Annotated in this window: 17 protein-coding genes; 4 read left to right on the top strand and 13 right to left on the bottom strand. The window is 60.8% G+C overall.

What is annotated here, in order from left to right:
• Window positions 1–10 precede the first annotated feature (10 nt).
• Window positions 11–466 (top strand): hypothetical protein, encoded by a 456-nt coding sequence (locus AEYBE204_RS37185; protein ID WP_023463744.1) that lies wholly within the window; start codon window positions 11–13, stop codon window positions 464–466.
• Here AEYBE204_RS37185 and AEYBE204_RS37180 read toward each other — a convergent pair.
• From AEYBE204_RS37180 to AEYBE204_RS37170, 4 genes are all read right to left on the bottom strand, one after another.
• Complete coding sequence (locus AEYBE204_RS37180) at window positions 447–1,154, bottom strand: thioredoxin domain-containing protein (RefSeq protein ID WP_023463743.1); 708 nt, start codon at window positions 1,152–1,154, stop codon at window positions 447–449. The genes AEYBE204_RS37185 and AEYBE204_RS37180 overlap by 20 nt on opposite strands.
• Window positions 1,155–1,159: 5 nt before the next feature.
• Window positions 1,160–1,816: a thioredoxin domain-containing protein gene (locus AEYBE204_RS0120780; protein WP_023463742.1), complete on the bottom strand. Its 657-nt coding sequence runs from the start codon at window positions 1,814–1,816 to the stop codon at window positions 1,160–1,162.
• A 4-nt stretch (window positions 1,817–1,820) separates the two neighbouring features.
• Window positions 1,821–2,462, bottom strand: coding sequence for a DsbA family protein (locus tag AEYBE204_RS37175; RefSeq protein ID WP_023463741.1), 642 nt, complete (start codon window positions 2,460–2,462; stop codon window positions 1,821–1,823).
• A gap of 105 nt (window positions 2,463–2,567) precedes the next feature.
• A complete protein-coding gene (locus tag AEYBE204_RS37170) occupies window positions 2,568–3,140 on the bottom strand; it encodes a DUF721 domain-containing protein (protein WP_023463740.1) in 573 nt (190 codons plus the stop codon).
• On the opposite strand from AEYBE204_RS37170, the gene AEYBE204_RS37165 reads away from it, so the two are divergent.
• Complete coding sequence (locus AEYBE204_RS37165) at window positions 3,139–4,254, top strand: A/G-specific adenine glycosylase (RefSeq protein WP_023463739.1); 1,116 nt, start codon at window positions 3,139–3,141, stop codon at window positions 4,252–4,254. The two genes, AEYBE204_RS37170 and AEYBE204_RS37165, sit on opposite strands and share 2 nt — an antisense overlap.
• A gap of 124 nt (window positions 4,255–4,378) precedes the next feature.
• Here the strand turns inward: AEYBE204_RS37165 and AEYBE204_RS37160 are convergent, their stop codons facing one another.
• The 8 genes from AEYBE204_RS37160 to AEYBE204_RS37130 form a co-directional block, all read right to left on the bottom strand.
• The gene (locus tag AEYBE204_RS37160) at window positions 4,379–5,791 is read right to left on the bottom strand and encodes a hypothetical protein (protein WP_023463738.1); all 1,413 of its coding nucleotides are present in this window, start codon (window positions 5,789–5,791) and stop codon (window positions 4,379–4,381) included.
• Between the two features lie 296 nt (window positions 5,792–6,087).
• Window positions 6,088–7,200, bottom strand: a complete 1,113-nt coding sequence (locus AEYBE204_RS37155) for a site-specific DNA-methyltransferase (protein ID WP_031231463.1) — start codon at window positions 7,198–7,200, stop codon at window positions 6,088–6,090.
• 178 nt (window positions 7,201–7,378) lie between these two features.
• The gene (locus tag AEYBE204_RS37150; protein ID WP_023463736.1) at window positions 7,379–7,762 is read right to left on the bottom strand and encodes a VOC family protein; all 384 of its coding nucleotides are present in this window, start codon (window positions 7,760–7,762) and stop codon (window positions 7,379–7,381) included.
• The gene (locus AEYBE204_RS37145) at window positions 7,762–8,187 is read right to left on the bottom strand and encodes an NUDIX domain-containing protein (RefSeq protein WP_023463735.1); all 426 of its coding nucleotides are present in this window, start codon (window positions 8,185–8,187) and stop codon (window positions 7,762–7,764) included. Before AEYBE204_RS37145 ends, AEYBE204_RS37150 begins: the two co-directional genes overlap by 1 nt.
• A complete protein-coding gene (locus AEYBE204_RS37140; RefSeq protein ID WP_023463734.1) occupies window positions 8,174–8,785 on the bottom strand; it encodes a ribonuclease HII in 612 nt (203 codons plus the stop codon). The genes AEYBE204_RS37145 and AEYBE204_RS37140 overlap by 14 nt, the downstream gene beginning before the upstream one ends.
• A gap of 31 nt (window positions 8,786–8,816) precedes the next feature.
• Window positions 8,817–9,635: a DUF805 domain-containing protein gene (locus AEYBE204_RS37135; RefSeq protein WP_023463733.1), complete on the bottom strand. Its 819-nt coding sequence runs from the start codon at window positions 9,633–9,635 to the stop codon at window positions 8,817–8,819.
• A gap of 55 nt (window positions 9,636–9,690) precedes the next feature.
• Complete coding sequence (locus AEYBE204_RS39715; protein ID WP_023463732.1) at window positions 9,691–10,215, bottom strand: DUF805 domain-containing protein; 525 nt, start codon at window positions 10,213–10,215, stop codon at window positions 9,691–9,693.
• Between the two features lie 17 nt (window positions 10,216–10,232).
• Window positions 10,233–11,057 (bottom strand): folate-binding protein YgfZ, encoded by an 825-nt coding sequence (locus AEYBE204_RS37130; RefSeq protein WP_023463731.1) that lies wholly within the window; start codon window positions 11,055–11,057, stop codon window positions 10,233–10,235.
• A 36-nt stretch (window positions 11,058–11,093) separates the two neighbouring features.
• On the opposite strand from AEYBE204_RS37130, the gene AEYBE204_RS37125 reads away from it, so the two are divergent.
• Both AEYBE204_RS37125 and AEYBE204_RS37120 read left to right on the top strand, forming a co-directional pair.
• The gene (locus tag AEYBE204_RS37125; RefSeq protein ID WP_031231457.1) at window positions 11,094–12,059 is read left to right on the top strand and encodes a glycosyltransferase family 9 protein; all 966 of its coding nucleotides are present in this window, start codon (window positions 11,094–11,096) and stop codon (window positions 12,057–12,059) included.
• 120 nt (window positions 12,060–12,179) lie between these two features.
• Window positions 12,180–13,505: a dihydroorotase gene (locus tag AEYBE204_RS37120; RefSeq protein WP_023463729.1), complete on the top strand. Its 1,326-nt coding sequence runs from the start codon at window positions 12,180–12,182 to the stop codon at window positions 13,503–13,505.
• Window positions 13,506–13,680: 175 nt separating this feature from the next.
• Here the strand turns inward: AEYBE204_RS37120 and AEYBE204_RS37115 are convergent, their stop codons facing one another.
• Window positions 13,681–15,066 carry a hypothetical protein gene (locus AEYBE204_RS37115; protein ID WP_023463728.1) on the bottom strand — a complete coding sequence of 462 codons (1,386 nt, stop codon included), beginning with the start codon at window positions 15,064–15,066 and terminating at the stop codon, window positions 13,681–13,683.
• Window positions 15,067–15,155: the final 89 nt, after the last annotated feature.

The following is a 15,155-nucleotide window of genomic DNA, read 5'->3' as shown; positions in this document are numbered from 1 at the left end:
AGGGGCCGAAATGAAAGCATGGATAGGATGGGTCGCCGGGGGTGCGTTACTGGCCGCCGGGACGGCGTGGGCGTGCCAGCCTTGTCAGGAAAGGCTCCCTCTTGCCGACAGCATCGCCCGCGCCGACCTGATCGCCGTCGTTGAGGCGACGTCTAACGTCCCCGATAATCCTCAGGGCGAAGACAAATACATTACGGTGGCCGTCGAACGGTCCCTGAAAGGCAAGTCCGGGAGCAAAACGATCAGCGTCAGAAGCTGGCACGGCATGTGCCCCTACGGCCTGTTCATGACCAAAGGCAGTCGTGCCGTGGTTCTGCTGACGGGATCGGGGTCCGGTTACGAATCGCTGTCGGCCGTTTGCGGCGCCGGTGGGTTTGGTATCTCGGATGGCAAGGTCACGGTCGAAGGCGAGGCCCTGACCGTCGATGCCTTCGCCACAAAATATATTACTTCGCCGCAGCCTTGATGGCGGCTTCGATCGAGGCATAGTCGCTCTGGACGCGCTTGCCGTTGACGAAGAAGGTCGGAGTCGAGTCGACATCGTCCGTCGTCATCTGGGTCTGCATACGCGCCGAGACGGCCTTGTACAGAGCATCGTTCTTCACGCAGGCATCCATTTCGCTTTCGCTCAGGCCGCTTTTCTTCGACAGGTCTTTCAGCACCGGCAGGACATCGCCGGTCTCATAGACCTTGGACTGCGCCGACAGGAAACCATCGATGACGGTGAAATAGGCCTTGCTGCCGCCTTTCTGACCGATCCAGTTGCTCTTGTTCGCCGCGCAATGCCCCAGCATATAGACGCCGAAGGCCATCGGCGCCGGGCTTGTCGCCACTTCGCGATAGACGTATTTCACCTTGCCCGTCTTTACGTAGTCGCGCTCGAACTTCGCCCAGTTGCTGGCGTACCATGCCGCGCAGTGCGTGCAGGTGACCGAGGCGTATTCGGTGACCACCACCTTGGCATTGGCGGGCCCCTTGCTCATTTCCTTGAGCAGCGGCACCGGCTTGGCGGCGGGCTTGGTTTGCGCGTCCGCCGTCAGGGTGAAGGCGGTGGTCGCCACAACGGCGACAGCAAACACCGCCACCGCCTGCTGCCAGAAGGGGGCTTTGATGACCGTGTCGATGAACTTCCGGGCAGAGGCGGTGAGAGACATGCAGATTATTTCCTGAGAAGCGCCTGATCTAACGCGGTGGTGACTTGTTCTAGGTCCGTAGAATCGCCAGTGTACTTTTGACCGTTGATGATAAGGGTTGGCACGTCTTCGATATTATCCAGTGCTACCCATTTTGCCGTATTGGTATTTATGCGATCCACGGCAGCCTGATCTGTGATGCAGGCCGTAAAAGCTTCATGAAATAAGCCTTCTGAGCGCGCTATATTTTCCAGTGTGCTTTTACCCTTACCCGCGAAAATGTCGGGTTGAGCCCGTATTATTTTTTCGACGACCGGAAAGTATCTCTTCTCCCCAGCACAACGAGCAATGAGGAATCCTGCTGTTGAGACATCTAACGGAGATGTTGGAAGCTCGCGAAGCACGTAGTGAACTTTTCCGGAGCGAATATACCTCTTCTGTATCGTCGGAAAAATATCCCCGTAGAATGCGGCGCTATGGGTACTGGTAACCGAAACATATACGACGAGAGTCACTGGCGCGTTCGGTTTGCCAAGGCTCATGTCTTCGAATGCCACGGGTAGCGTCCGGGCAAGAGCGGGGGCATTAGTATCAAGCAGCAGGCCGGCAACGAAAAGAAGCCACAAACCCTTTCGCATTAGCAGGGTAGTGTGAAGCGTCTTAATGTCACCGGCCAGGGGCATTCCGTTACTTCTTTTCAGCGGGCTTGGCGTTGTTGAGCGCGGCGGTGAATTCCTCGACCTTGGTATAGTCGCCGGTGAATTTCTCGCCGTTGATGATCAGGGTCGGCGTGCCGGTGATGTCGTCTTCCTTGACGTACTTTTCGATGTTCTTGTTGATACGCTCAAGACCCTTGGTGTCGCTGACGCAGGTCTGGAATTGCGCATCCGACATGCCGGCGGAGCTGGCGACGCGCTTAAGCACGCCCTTGCCGTCGCCCGTGGTGAAGATTTCCTTTTGTGAACGCATGATGGCGTCGATGACCTGGAAATACTTGTCCTTTCCGGCACAGCGCGCGATCAGAATACCCGCGGCGGAAACGTCCGTCGGACCGGTCAGGAATTCGCGGTAGATATAGTGGACCTTGCCGGTGTCGATATAGTCCTTCTTGACGGTCGGAAAGACCTTCTCGTTGAAGTCGGCGCAGTGGACGCAGGTCACCGAGGCGTATTCGATCAGGGTGATCGGCGCATCGACCTTGCCGAGCGTCATGTCGTCGTTGCTGGCGGCGCTGCCGTCAGTGCCACCGCAACCGGCCAGGGCGAGCGCACCCAGGGCGGCGGCGGCCAGCAGGGTGTTCCGGACGAAGGATTTACGGGTCGGGTGCATGGAAGCGGCCTCGTGAAGTGATCGGGGTGGGAACTCTGAGGTTTTGAGTCCGTGATGGCCCTTTCCTAAGGCCAGACTAGGGCTTTTGGCAAGGGAGAGTTTCGGTTAGCGAGGGTTCTTGTCCTTGAGCAGGACGGCGCGGCCCAGCTTGAGGAGTTCGCGTTTAAGCCGCTCATCGGTCACGTCTTTCAGGCTCTCCTGAAGACCGAGATCTTCGATAGCGCTAAGCGGTCGTTTGGGCGCAGGCGGGGCGGTTTTAGCCGTGCGCTGGATAGGCCCCTGGCTGAGGCGCAGGCGTTCGACGGTTCCCGCACCAAGGAAGAGGTTGACGCGGTCGATGATGACGCGGTTCTGGTGCTGGATGACGGCGGCATAGGCGCCTTCGACGCGAAGCTCCAGAGTTCCCCCATTTTTACTTTCGGGCGTCTTGCTGCCCGGTTTGCCGCGCACGACCTTGAGCGGTTCGGTGATCCGCGCCACCGTGTCACCGACGATTTCCGCCCAGCGGCTTTTCAGACGGCCCGCGCCTGTGTCGTAAGCTTCAAATCGCTCATTGAGCGTTTTCAAAAGGGGCGCTATCTGTCGGTTGACGGGCGGCGGCGGTTTCGGCGCCCGTCGCGTGCGGGTCGTACGCAGGATGCGTACCGCTTCGTCGAGGGATGGCAGGTTGTCTTTCATGGTTCTCAGTATAACGGACTCCTCTGCTGATGTCTCGCCTTTGCGCGCCGCCTTACTGAACTGGTACGACGCCAATGCGAGGGTGCTGCCGTGGCGGCAAGGTCCGGGTAGTGACGGGGCTGCTGATCCTTACCGCATCTGGGTCTCAGAGGTCATGTTGCAGCAGACGACCGTGCCGCACGCCTTGCCCTATTTCGAAAAGTTCATGGCGCTATGGCCGACGGTGCGCGATCTCGCCGCCGCGCCCGATGAGCGGGTTATGGCCGAATGGGCGGGACTTGGGTATTATTCTCGGGCGCGCAACCTGCTGAAATGCGCGCGGGTGGTTGTCAGCGAGCATGGCGGCGTGTTTCCGGCTGACGAAGTGGCCTTGCTGATGTTGCCGAGTTTCGGACCCTATACCGCCGCCGCCGTGATGAGCTTTGCGTTCGGCAAGGCGGCGAACGTCGTGGACGGCAATATCGAACGTATTATGAGCCGGTTATACGCCGTCAAAACACCTATGCCGGCGGCGAAACCGGTCCTGCGCGAACTGGCCGGACGCTGGGTGAGAGACGATCGGGCGCGGGACTGGCCACAGGCGCTGATGGATCTGGCCAGTGCCGTGTGCCGCCCGAAATCGCCCCTGTGTATGTTGTGTCCTTTGCGGGAAGCCTGCGCGGGTTTTGCCGAGGGTAATCCGGACATCTATCCGTTGAAAACGGCCAGGGCACCCAAGCCTGTGCGCTATGGCGTAGCATTTCTGATCGTCTCTGAAGACAGTTTTATCGTCGAACGCCGCCCTGACAAGGGTTTGCTGGGCGGGATGCTGGGTTTGCCGCATCTGGACTGGCGGGATGAGGTGTGGAGTGAAGACGAAATTGTTACTCCCCTTTCCCCCTCACCCGATGCTTCGCATCACCCTCTCCCTCAGGGAGAGGGGAGGTGGGTTTCAGTCGGCACCTACGATCACGTATTTACGCATTTCGCTCTGAAACAGCAGGTGTGGCAACTGGAGTTGAGCGCTCAGGAGGTGTCGGCATTCCTTCGACAGCACAATCAGTATCAGCTCCTGCCGTGGGCCGACAAAAAAGCCTTGCCGACGGTATTCGGCAAGGCTTTGAGGCTGGTTTAACCGTCACTTAGGTTCAAGCCACAATGGCCGAACCCGCATCCGCGGTACGTTACGGGTTAAGGGGGTTTAGATTGTCGCGCATTCCGAAAACCGCTGAGCCCTTTTCGGAATGCGCTTTGGCCCCTTAACCTTCCTTGTTCGAACCGTTACCCGCGATCGTGCACTTTTCCGGCACGCCGGGGTTGGTGGCGGCGATGTGGCACGGCACGGCGGGGTTCAGGGCGGTGCGGGCCTTGTTGAGGACCGCGATATAGCCGCGCTTGTTGACGCAGGCGATTTCCATGACCACCTGGCCGTTGTTTTCAAAGGCGTAGCGGGCTTCACCTATAACGCAGTCGGCCTTGATCGACTTATGACCGACGGTCAGCTTTTGCAGGTTGGCCTTGAGCTGATCCTTGCTGACATAGGCGCAGTCTGTCTTTTGCGTGGCGGCAGCGAAGCAGTCGAAGGTGTCCAGCTTCCCGCCCGAACCGGCGTCGGGGATCAGGGCGATCAGGCCGTTCGGCATTTCAGCACACTTGAATTCGGCCAGGTCGCGCTTGCTGGCGTCATCGCGGCCGATGCGACGGAAGTCTTCGATGGTGCAGGTCACGCTCCCGGCGGTCAGGGCGGTGGCATAGGCGTCCTTGTATTTCGCCTTGGCTTCCTCGGCCTTGGCCTTGCCGGCAGCGGCCAGAGCGGCATTGTCGGTGAATTTGCAGCCGCCGATGGCCGCTGCCTTGTCGCAGCCTACGGCGCCCTTGAACTCACCGGCCAGGTCGGTGACCAGAACGAACCCGGCCTTACCCGTGCAGCCGATTTCGTAATATTCGGCATCCTTGCTTGCACCGACGAAACGGGCGTTCGACAGCGTGCAGTCCGGAGCGTTTTTCTTGAGCAGGGCAGCAACGGTTTGCGGCGCGACTTCCGGCGTGGTCAGTTCGCATTTGAGCGGCGTTTCGGCCACCTTGAGGCAGTTGAAGAAGGTTACGGACTTATCTGCCGCCTTGTAGGTAGGGACGACGAAAACGCCGCCGGCGGTGTTTTTGCAGCCGATTTCGTAGGTTTCGGTATTGGCTTTCATGTCGGCGCGAATAAAGCGCGCGCCGGAAAGGGCGCAGGCCGGGATTTTCGACTTGGCCGTCTCGCCCAGCCAGTAATGGGCCGCGCGATTGCCTTTCAGCTTGCAGACCTGGCTCCCGGGCTGGGCCTTGGCGATGGCGGCAGCTTGCAGGCAGCCCAGAGGATCACCGAAGGGCGCATTCTTGGCTCTATAGAGCAAGTACCCGCGCTGATCCTTGCAGACGATTTCGAAGGCTTCGACGATGGTTTTCTTACCATCGACCGTAGCTTCACCGGGCACCGGGTTCGAGGCTTCGGTGACTTCGCAGGGCAGGCCGTATTGCTGCACCAGCTTGCTGACGTTCTTGACGTTTTCGGCGGCGGCTTCCGCGGCCAGCATGGCCTTGCGGTCCTGTGCCTGAGCGGGCGACAGCACCGCCATTCCGGCAACAAGGGTAAAGGCCAGCGCGATCAGGCGCAGGATGGGCATTTTCATGGACGTTCCCCAAATTTATAGGTGATATTTTGGGGACAGTTTAAACACGCGGTTATGGGCGAAATCAAGCACCATCGTTTGTGACTACGACTTTGGTCTATCGTATGGCCGCTTCGGAGGAAGCGGCCATACGATAGGATTTTTGCTTGAGCGCATTTCTTGGCGGCGAACCGGTTCCCACTTCGCCGGAAATGCTTGTAAAAAAGACCCGGTGTTTCTACCGGGCCTCACTTAATTATCATTATGGACGCTACAACCTGCGGCGGTACGTTCAGGGTGCAGGGGCTGAGCCCCTGCTAGTGACCCTGCCTGATCCGCGAGCGCAGGTCGTCGATCGGCTTGAACCCGGCATCGGACTTGAAGCGCCAGTAGGTCCAGCCGTTGCAGGCCGGGGCCTGCTCCAGCATAGCGCCCAGCTTGTGGATCGAACCGCTTAGCTCGCCGTGGACCAGCGAGCCGTCGGCGCGAACGCGGGCGGTCTTAAGGCCCTTGGGGCAGTACAGCGTGTCGCCGGGTTGCAGCAGACCGGCCTCGACCAGCGCGCCGAAGGGGACGCGCGGCTCGGATTTCTTGGAGCCCATGACGGCGAGATCGGATTCGCTGACGCGGATGACCTTTTCGATGCGCTCCATCGCGGCCTTGGCGTAGGTCGGATCGCGCTCGATGCCGATGAAGTGGCGGCCCAGACGTTTTGCGGCCGCGCCGGTGGTGCCGGTGCCGAAGAAGGGGTCGAGGACGACGTGGCCGGGCTTCGAGCAGGCCAGCAGGACGCGATAGAGCAGGCTTTCGGGCTTCTGGGTCGGGTGGACCTTGTTGCCGGCCTCGTCTTTCAGGCGTTCTTCGCCGGTACACAGCGGTATGGCCCAGTCCGAGCGCATCTGGGTGTCTTCGTTGAAGGCCTTGAGGGCGTCGTAATTAAAGGTATAGCGCTTCTGGCCCTTGTTCTTCGTGGCCCAGATCAGGGTTTCGTGGGCATTGGTGAAGCGGGTGCCCTTGAAGTTGGGCATGGGGTTGGCCTTGCGCCAGATGACGTCGTTCATGACCCAGAAACCGAGGTCCTGCAAGGCGACACCGAGGCGGAAGACGTTGTGGTACGAGCCGATGACCCAGATGGCGCCGTCGTCCTTGAGCACGCGCTGGCATTCGCGCATCCAGTCGCGCGTGAAGCGGTCATAGGCTTCGAACGAGGCGAACTGGTCCCAGGCGTCGTCGACGGCATCGACCTTGGAATTGTCCGGTCGCAGCAGGTCGCCGCCGAGCTGGAGGTTATAGGGCGGGTCGGCAAAGACGAGATCGACCGATTTGTCGGGCAGGGATTTGAGGACATCCACGCACTCGCCCAGATGGATGGTATCGAGTTCGAGTGCGGTATTTTGCGCGATGGCTTTCTGCGGCATGTGGCGTGTCATAAAAACCCCTTGGACGTGAGCGCGGCCCTTCTGGGCGCGCGGTCTGAACCCACAGCATTCAATCCTTTGCGGTAAACAAAGGTTTAATTTTGATTCGCAAGGAATCGTCGGCGGGAGGTTTTTTTGCGGTGAGTCTTTTTGGACTCAGATTTGGATTCGTTTTGTTCTGGTGAGGCGCTTATCTCACCGTCATATCGCGGATTTCCTGACCAAACGCGATCAGATTGCCATCCGGCCCCAGCACCAGCAATTCGCGCTGGGCGTAGACCTTATCGGCGGGGCCGTGTACGTCACCTTCGGGCAAGGTGTCGAGTTTCGGCTTCAGTTCGGCATAGAGCGCATCGACGTCCTCTACATCGATATAGTGGGCGAAGCGACGGGTGCCGGGCGGGGCGTCGCAGGCTTCCAGAATACGAAAGGCCGCCGTCTCGCGCCAGACATAGGCATAATCCGGATGGGGCAGGGGCCAGCGCTGAAAGCCGAGGATATCGGTGAAGAAGGTGACCGCGGTCTCCAGATCCGGCACGTGGATGAACGGCGTGATACGGATGAAGTTGCCCATCAGTCTATGGCTCCCAGAAGCGCGCCCTGACCCGACTGTAGCACATGGCCCTGCGTCAGAGGTATCCAGAAAAACTCCAGTCGTGTCGGCGGCGCGGTGCCGTCATGGGCTTCCTCGGCGAACCAGCGCGCCGGCAAGGGCGCGGTCGGCCGGGCAAGATAGAAATGACGGTTCTGGATTTCAGCACGATACGGCGTGATGTCGTAGGTGTCGCTCCCCAACTCGCGTTCGATGACGAAGGTGTCGTGTCCGGTTTCCTCGCACAGTTCGCGCAAAGCGGCGGCTTCGGGTGTTTCGCCGGAGCGAACGCTGCCGCCAGGGACTTGAATCCCGACCTCTTCGAAGCTGTAATCGACATGGCGGAAAACGAGCAGGCGACCGGCTTCAACGCAATAGACCAAAGCCTTGTCCTTATGCGCCTTCATAATCGACTTCGGTCAGGGTGCGGATCGTCGCCCACGACATACGGTGGATCGGCGAGGGGCCGTGGATGCGCAGGGCCTCGATATGGCTTTGGGCCTGATAGCCCTTGTGACCCTTGAAGCCGTACATCGGATAGAGGCCGTCCATCTCGATCATGATGCGATCGCGGGCCGTCTTGGCGAGGATAGAGGCCGCGGCGATCGACAGGCACTTGTCGTCACCCTTGACGACGGCGGTCGCGGGGATGGCCAGGGGCGGACAGCGATTGCCGTCGATCAGGGCATGGACGGGCAGGGTGCCCAAGGCTTCAACGGCCTGAGTCATGCCCATCATGGTCGCCTTGAGGATATTGTGGCAGTCGATGTCGGCGGCGGACATCTCGATCACCGACCAGGCGATGGCGGCAGCCTTGATTTCGGGTTCCAGCTCGAAGCGCAGCTTTTCGGTCAGCTTCTTGGAATCGGCTATACCGGCAGGAATACGCGCCGGGTCGAGGATAACGGCGGCCACGCACAATGGCCCGGCGCAGGGACCGCGTCCCGCTTCGTCCACCCCGCAAACGAGGCCGTCGATGTTCGATTCGTAGCTGAAATCCGGCATTTGATCGCTCTACACGGATTCAGCTGTTTCCTCAACGCTTCCCGAACGGCTTGGACGGGCGGATGCCGGGGTCGTAGGCCGGGGCCTGCCATGCCGGTGGGGCGGGCCGTTCCGGTTCGGGCGCCGCATCGCGGCCATAGGTGTTTATCATCGGACCGGACGAGCCGGGACCGAAGTCGAAGATCGGCTTGTGCGGCGGGCGGGCGGCATCGGACTCCGCTTTTGCGCGGGCAATGGCGTCGTCGATGCGGGCGGTATTGGCGGCGCTGCGGTCGTCGGAAAAGACGCTGATGTCCGGGCCGGGATTTTTGGGGTCGTCGCCGAAACGGTTGGCGCCGCGGTTGCCGGGCCAGCACATGAAGACGAACAGCACGATCTGAGTAATCGTGCCCACAAAACCCCACATCGAGCCGCGCATCAGATGGCCGAGGGCCGCCGGATCGGGCGCGCCTTGGTAGCGCGCGGACTGCGCGAGCAGCATGACACCTTCCCAGGAACTGAAGACGCTGAGGACGCAAGGTGCCAGCAACAGAATCCACCAGCCGCTGCGCCCGGAATCGTGCAAACGCCGGAAGACGAGGGCGTAGTTCGGAATGATACAGGCGGCCGCAAAAGCGAAGATGCCGACCGTCGAGATCAGCCCGCCGACAGCCGCCGTGCCGATCTTGCCGGACGTGACCGACAACATCAAAAAGACGATCAGAACGATATAGACGATCAGCTGAAACAGCCCGAACATGAAGTATTCAAGGCGGCGGGCGCGGCCTTTGAAGTCGGCATAACGGGCAAAGGGACGCAACATCAAATTCATGGTGATGGCCTGTGGCTGGGGCATGTTTTCCCAAGCCATAACCGGAATCCTTGAATTTGAGACTAAAGGACGTGGTTAACGCCGTTATGCGAACTCAGTTTGGGGAACGACCGTACCGATTTTCACCAGCATTGCCGGGCAGGGCGGCGACCAACAGCATGATCAGCTGCGCCACGACAAACGGCAGGACGACGTACATGACCAGACCGGCCATCACCTCGATCATCACGGAGAGCAGGGTATAGATGCCCAGAAGATCGAAGGGCGGAGCGTCGGCGGGGTTTGGGCCCTTGGGGCGGAAGGACAGGTTAAACGCCGCCACCCCCGCGCTCGAGACGACCCACGGCGCACCGACCCACAGGCCGCTGAGATTTAGGTCGTGCAGCCGTCTGACGCACAGGGCCAGATTGGGGGTCAGAAGCAGCAGCCACAGCACCCACAACAGCGGATGTGAAAAGACTTCGCCGGTCCTGAGCCGCGCGCCGAAATCGCTGAGCAGCGTAATGAGCCCGGCGTAGATCGCAGTCTGTGCGCCAATGAAGGCCCAGAACTCCGCCCGCCCCGAACGGCCACGAAACCGCCCGTAGTGCCGCAACGGCTTCAGCAATAAGGCTTTCATCGATCCCCCCGATCCGCCTACTCAGTCCACACCAGATAAGGCCTGAGCCAGTCCGGTGGGGCCAGTTCGACCGTTTCCGCGTCGACTGTCAAGAGCGCGCCGTCCAGTCGGTCGAGTCGCATCAGGGCCAAAGAGCGCCCGTTGCGCGAGGCCAGAACTTCACCGGCGCGCCTGTCGCCCAGCAGAACCTCGGCACCGAATGCGAAGGTGCTCGTATGGATCAGCGGGATCAGCCGGTTCTTGATCTTGCCGCGCCGCTTCATGCGCGAGGTCGTTTCCTGACCGACGAAACAGCCCTTCTTGAAGTCGATGGCGTCGATCAGGTCGAGATTGATGTCGATGGGGTAGAGGTAGTCCTTCGGGAAGTCGAAGCCCGGATCGGCCAGCCCGTGCGTCAGACGGAAATCGACGTAATCGGCGATATCCCCGGTCGCGTCGTCGTCGCCATAGTGCCGGAACAGGTCCGCCTGACGCGGATCGGGCAGGTCACCGGCACCTATGGACGCGAACACTGTGGCGTCCGGTTTCGACAGAGCGACCTTCGCGCGCAACTTGAACATATTGAGGCGATTGAACAGATCGTCGCGCCCATCGGCGGCGATTTCGATCCACACCTCTTCCGGCCCGCGCGGGTGAAGGAAAAAATCTGCCGACAGCTTGCCTTGCGGAGTGAGAAACGCGCCATAATATAAGGGCTTATGCGTGCCATCGGCCACGGCGGCGAAGATGGCCTCGGCATTGATCGTCGTCTGACCGCCCAAAAAGACACCCCAGTCCGGACCGGTCAGGCCGATCAGGGCGCGGTGGGGCAGGGCGATAAGCGGGGATGGATTTTCAGTCATTTGGCGGTCAATCAAATTCGGGATACTGTGTGTAACATGAGCCGACCTTTTCCGATTCTGGTTATTGCGCTTGACGCACCGAAAAAGGCGCTTGCCTTAGGTGGGGTTTTGTCGCGCCTGCTGCAAGAAGTACCGAACGCGTCGGTGACGCTTGTGACGCGCAGCGAGTCCGCGCCCTTGTTCGCCGATTACCCTCAGATCGAGACGGTGTTTCCTTTTGACGGTGAGGTCGCCTCATGGGCCGGTCTGAAACTGTGGTGGTCGTTGCGCAAACGCGTTTGGGGCTTGTTGCTCGATACCGGGCCAAGCCTGTGGTCGCGGTTTTTGCTGGCCAAAACCCGCGCCATCGCCTCGCCCTATCACGAAGACGAGCATCCGGTCGTGCTGGCGTCGCGCTTGCTGAAACTGGAAGCGCCGGAACTCCCGTGGCTTCAAGTGTCCGAGGCGCGCGCGGCCGGTGCCGCCATGTTCCTCGACGGGGACGAAGAGACACCGCTGCTGGCCATCGCGCCCGGTGCCCCGTGGCAAGGGGCGCAATGGCCGGCGGAGCGTTTTTCGGTGCTGGCCTCGCGCTTGATGAACGAGGACGGGCCGCTAAAAGGCGCGCGGCTGCTGATTCTGGGCGGGGAGGGCGATCGCGAAGCCGCGACAGCCCTGCGCATGGCCGCGCCCAAGGCCCGTGTGATAGAGTTGACAGGTAAGCTCGATCCGTTGACGGCCTATGCCTGTTTGCGGCATTGCCATGCCTTCGTCGGCAATGACGATATATGGCTGCATCTGGCCGCCGCGGCCAATGTGCCGAGTTTCGGGCTCTATGGCCCGTCGGACGATGCGGTTGAAGCGCCCTTGGGCCGCAATGTTCACGTCCTGCGCACGCCGCGCCGGTTCGAGGAAATTCGCGCCATGGACCCGAATCTTGATCAGGCCATGTGTCATATGCTCGACCTGTCGCTCAACAGGGTATATGAGGCGGTGAAAACGACCTTAGCTGTCGAATCCTAAAGCCCCCTCTCCCCTTGGGGAGAGGGCTGGGGTGAGGGGGCTGCGACGGTTGCCCCCTCATCCGGCCTTTCAGGCCACCTTCTCCCCAAAGGGGCGAAGGGAAGAAAGGAGCCTCTTCCCATGCCTACCTACGATCTGATCATCCGCAACGCCGACATCATCAACCATGCTGGGCGCGGCACCGGCGATATCGGCATCCGCAACGGCAAGTTCGCAGCCTTCGGCGATCTGTCTCAGGCCGACGCGGGCGAAGTATTCGACGCCACGGGGCTGCTGGCCATGCCGGGGGTCATCGACACGCAGGTCCACTTCCGCGAGCCGGGCCTTGAGTGGAAAGAAGACTTGGAGACCGGTTCTCAGGCGGCGGTTCTGGGCGGTGTCGTAGCCGTGTTCGAAATGCCGAACACCAACCCCAACACCATCGACGTGGCGACCTTCGAGGACAAGCTAAAGCGCGCCGGGCACCGCATGCACTGCGACCACGCCTTCTATGTCGGCGGCACGCACGAAAACGTCACGCAACTGGGCGAGCTGGAGCGCTTGCCGGGCTGTTGCGGCGTCAAGGTGTTCATGGGGGCCTCGACCGGCACGCTGCTGATCGCCGACGACGAGGGCGTGTTCAATGTGCTGAAAAACGTCAAGCGCCGCGCCACCTTCCACAGCGAAGATGAATACCGTCTGGCCGAGCGCCGCGTTCTGGCGCGCGAAGGCGACTGGACCAGCCACGACTATGTGCGCGATGCGCAGTCGGCGATCCAGTCGACCCATCGTCTCGTCAAGCTGGCTCGCGAATGCGGCAAGCGCATCCACGTCCTGCACGTCACCACCGCCGAGGAAATCGATTTTCTGGCGCAGAACAAGGACATCGCCACCGTCGAGATCACGCCGCAGCACCTGACGCTGGTGGCGCCGGAGGCCTATCAGCGCCTCAAGGGCTATGCCCAGATGAACCCGCCGATCCGCGATCAGTACCACGTCGATGGTCTGTGGCACGGTATCAACGGCGGTATCGCCGACGTGCTGGGCTCGGACCACGCCCCGCATACCATCGAGGAAAAGGCGAAGGCCTATCCGGCCTCGCCGTCGGGTATGCCGGGTGTGCAAACCCTTCTGCCGGTCATGCTGACCCACGTCGCCCATGGTCGTCTGTCGCTGGAGCGGCTGGTCGATTTGACCTCGGCCGGGGCGCAGCGCGTCTTCGGTCTGGCGGGCAAGGGCCGCATGGCGGAAGGCTACGACGCCGACATCACTCTGGTCGATCTTAACCATAAGCGCGTCATCACCCACGACCAGATGCGCTCGCGTTGCGGCTGGACGCCGTTCGACGGTTTCGAGGCCCACGGCTGGCCCAAGGCGACCATCGTGCGCGGCAAGATCGTCATGCGCGACGATGAGATTGTGGCACCTTCCCTTGGTGAGGCCTGCCGCTTCGTGGAAACCCTGTAAATCCCCATCCTCGGCCGACTAATACGCAGTCTGCGCTAGCGGGTACCAACGTACCCGCGTCGCTTGTCGGCTATTATTCGACTCAAGGCTGGAAATTTACGATCCGGAGTAAGTTCCTTAATAAAAAAGCCCGCCGGTGTTCCGGCGGGCTTTTCGTTTGGCGATCGATCCGGCCTTAGTCGTTGGTCGCACCGGCGGGCGGCACATAGGTGCCGTTGCCGGGGATTTCGCACTGGATCGGGTATTTGCGGCCCTTGGCGATGTTACAGGCCACCACGTCGTCGAAGGCGATCCGCGACTTGGCGATGGCGCCGACATAGCCGCGCTTATTGGTGCAGGCCACCTCGACGAGGATGCTTTCGGCTTCACCACGACCCAGATAGTTGACCTGCTGGACGTCGCAATCCTTCTTGGCGCCCTTGATCAGCACATCGACCTGCTGGTCCAGCGCGGCCTTGGTGACGAAGCCGCAGGCCTGACGGCGGGCGACGAGGGTGAAGCAGTCCATGACCTCGGCCTTGGCGGTGGTGCCTTCGGTCGGCAGGAAGACCGCCAGACCGAACTTTTGCTCAGGACACTTGTATTCGACCAGTTCGCGCTTGAGGCCTGTCGATTCCATGCCGAGCACGCTGTAATCGCTGACCGTGCAGGGTACGCCGACGGCCTTAAGGCGCGCGGCGTACGTCTCACGGGTGCCCGCAGCGGCAGCGGCGGCGTCGGTAAACTGACAACCGCCGATATTCTTGGCCTGAGCGCAGTCATAGGTCGCCTGATAGGTCAGCTTGGCATCGGTCTGCACCACAAAGCCCGGTTGACCGGCGCAGCCAATTTCATAGAAGTCGGCATTCTTGCCAGCGTCGCGGGCGAGGAAACGCGCCTTTTCGACGACGCAGGTGGCCTTGGCTTGCTTGGCCACCGGTTGAAGGCGCTGGGCGGCCTGTTCCGGCGTCGTATAGGTGCAGGTCGAATTACCCTTGGCGATCAGGCAGTTGATGAAGATCGGCGCATTGGTGTTCGGAGCGTAGGGCACATCGATGATGCCGCCCGCAGACCCCTGACAACCGTATTCATAGCGATTGGTCTTCTGGTCGGCGATCTGACCCAGCCAGCGCGCCTTGTCGACGGTGCAGTTCGCATCGCTGGTTTTCACCAGCGGCGTCAGCCAGGTATAGTGCTTCTGGTTGCCGGGCAAGATGCACTGGATATCCTTGGGGTTGGCCATTTTTTGCGAATAGGCCTGAGTGCAGTTGCGCTGATCCACGTTTCCGGCGGACAGATTCTTGTCGAGAATATAGCCGATGCCCTGCTTGCAGGTGACTTCGACGACCTGAACCTTTGCCGACTTGCCCGTCGAGTCCTTGCGGGTCGATTCGCCGACATAGTAGGCGTCGGACGGATCGCAGGCGATTCCGGCGGTTTTGATCATGGCCGGTGCGTCGGCTATGCCGCGCGTGCGCTGCTTTTCATTCAGCTTGGGCGCTTCCTGAGCCGAAGCCGCACCGGCGCTCAGGGCAAGGGCGGTGACGAAGGCGACACCCTTGAAGAAAGTAGAAAGGGACATCAGGTGCTTTTTCCTTGAATACATACCTGTGGAACGGATGCTGCGCCGTTTTCGAGCCTCTTGGAAACTGTTGGGAGGCCGCTCTTTAT

The organism is Asticcacaulis sp. YBE204 (assembly GCF_000495855.1).
Classification (GTDB): domain Bacteria; phylum Pseudomonadota; class Alphaproteobacteria; order Caulobacterales; family Caulobacteraceae; genus Asticcacaulis.
Note: the sequence above shows the minus strand (reverse complement) of the source record. Positions and strands in the feature narration are given on the sequence as shown.

What these genes read in the sequence shown, in the direction of transcription:
- AEYBE204_RS37185 (WP_023463744.1), top strand. Translation starts at nt 11, where the DNA reads ATGAAAGCATGGATAGGATGGGTCGCCGGGGGTGCGTTACTGGCCGCC.
- AEYBE204_RS37180 (WP_023463743.1), bottom strand. Translation starts at nt 1,154, where the DNA reads ATGTCTCTCACCGCCTCTGCCCGGAAGTTCATCGACACGGTCATCAAA.
- AEYBE204_RS0120780 (WP_023463742.1), bottom strand. Translation starts at nt 1,816, where the DNA reads ATGCCCCTGGCCGGTGACATTAAGACGCTTCACACTACCCTGCTAATG.
- AEYBE204_RS37175 (WP_023463741.1), bottom strand. Translation starts at nt 2,462, where the DNA reads ATGCACCCGACCCGTAAATCCTTCGTCCGGAACACCCTGCTGGCCGCC.
- AEYBE204_RS37165 (WP_023463739.1), top strand. Translation starts at nt 3,139, where the DNA reads ATGGTTCTCAGTATAACGGACTCCTCTGCTGATGTCTCGCCTTTGCGC.
- AEYBE204_RS37170 (WP_023463740.1), bottom strand. Translation starts at nt 3,140, where the DNA reads ATGAAAGACAACCTGCCATCCCTCGACGAAGCGGTACGCATCCTGCGT.
- AEYBE204_RS37160 (WP_023463738.1), bottom strand. Translation starts at nt 5,791, where the DNA reads ATGAAAATGCCCATCCTGCGCCTGATCGCGCTGGCCTTTACCCTTGTT.
- AEYBE204_RS37155 (WP_031231463.1), bottom strand. Translation starts at nt 7,200, where the DNA reads ATGACACGCCACATGCCGCAGAAAGCCATCGCGCAAAATACCGCACTC.
- AEYBE204_RS37150 (WP_023463736.1), bottom strand. Translation starts at nt 7,762, where the DNA reads ATGGGCAACTTCATCCGTATCACGCCGTTCATCCACGTGCCGGATCTG.
- AEYBE204_RS37145 (WP_023463735.1), bottom strand. Translation starts at nt 8,187, where the DNA reads ATGAAGGCGCATAAGGACAAGGCTTTGGTCTATTGCGTTGAAGCCGGT.
- AEYBE204_RS37140 (WP_023463734.1), bottom strand. Translation starts at nt 8,785, where the DNA reads ATGCCGGATTTCAGCTACGAATCGAACATCGACGGCCTCGTTTGCGGG.
- AEYBE204_RS37135 (WP_023463733.1), bottom strand. Translation starts at nt 9,635, where the DNA reads ATGGCTTGGGAAAACATGCCCCAGCCACAGGCCATCACCATGAATTTG.
- AEYBE204_RS39715 (WP_023463732.1), bottom strand. Translation starts at nt 10,215, where the DNA reads ATGAAAGCCTTATTGCTGAAGCCGTTGCGGCACTACGGGCGGTTTCGT.
- AEYBE204_RS37130 (WP_023463731.1), bottom strand. Translation starts at nt 11,057, where the DNA reads ATGACTGAAAATCCATCCCCGCTTATCGCCCTGCCCCACCGCGCCCTG.
- AEYBE204_RS37125 (WP_031231457.1), top strand. Translation starts at nt 11,094, where the DNA reads ATGAGCCGACCTTTTCCGATTCTGGTTATTGCGCTTGACGCACCGAAA.
- AEYBE204_RS37120 (WP_023463729.1), top strand. Translation starts at nt 12,180, where the DNA reads ATGCCTACCTACGATCTGATCATCCGCAACGCCGACATCATCAACCAT.
- AEYBE204_RS37115 (WP_023463728.1), bottom strand. Translation starts at nt 15,066, where the DNA reads ATGTCCCTTTCTACTTTCTTCAAGGGTGTCGCCTTCGTCACCGCCCTT.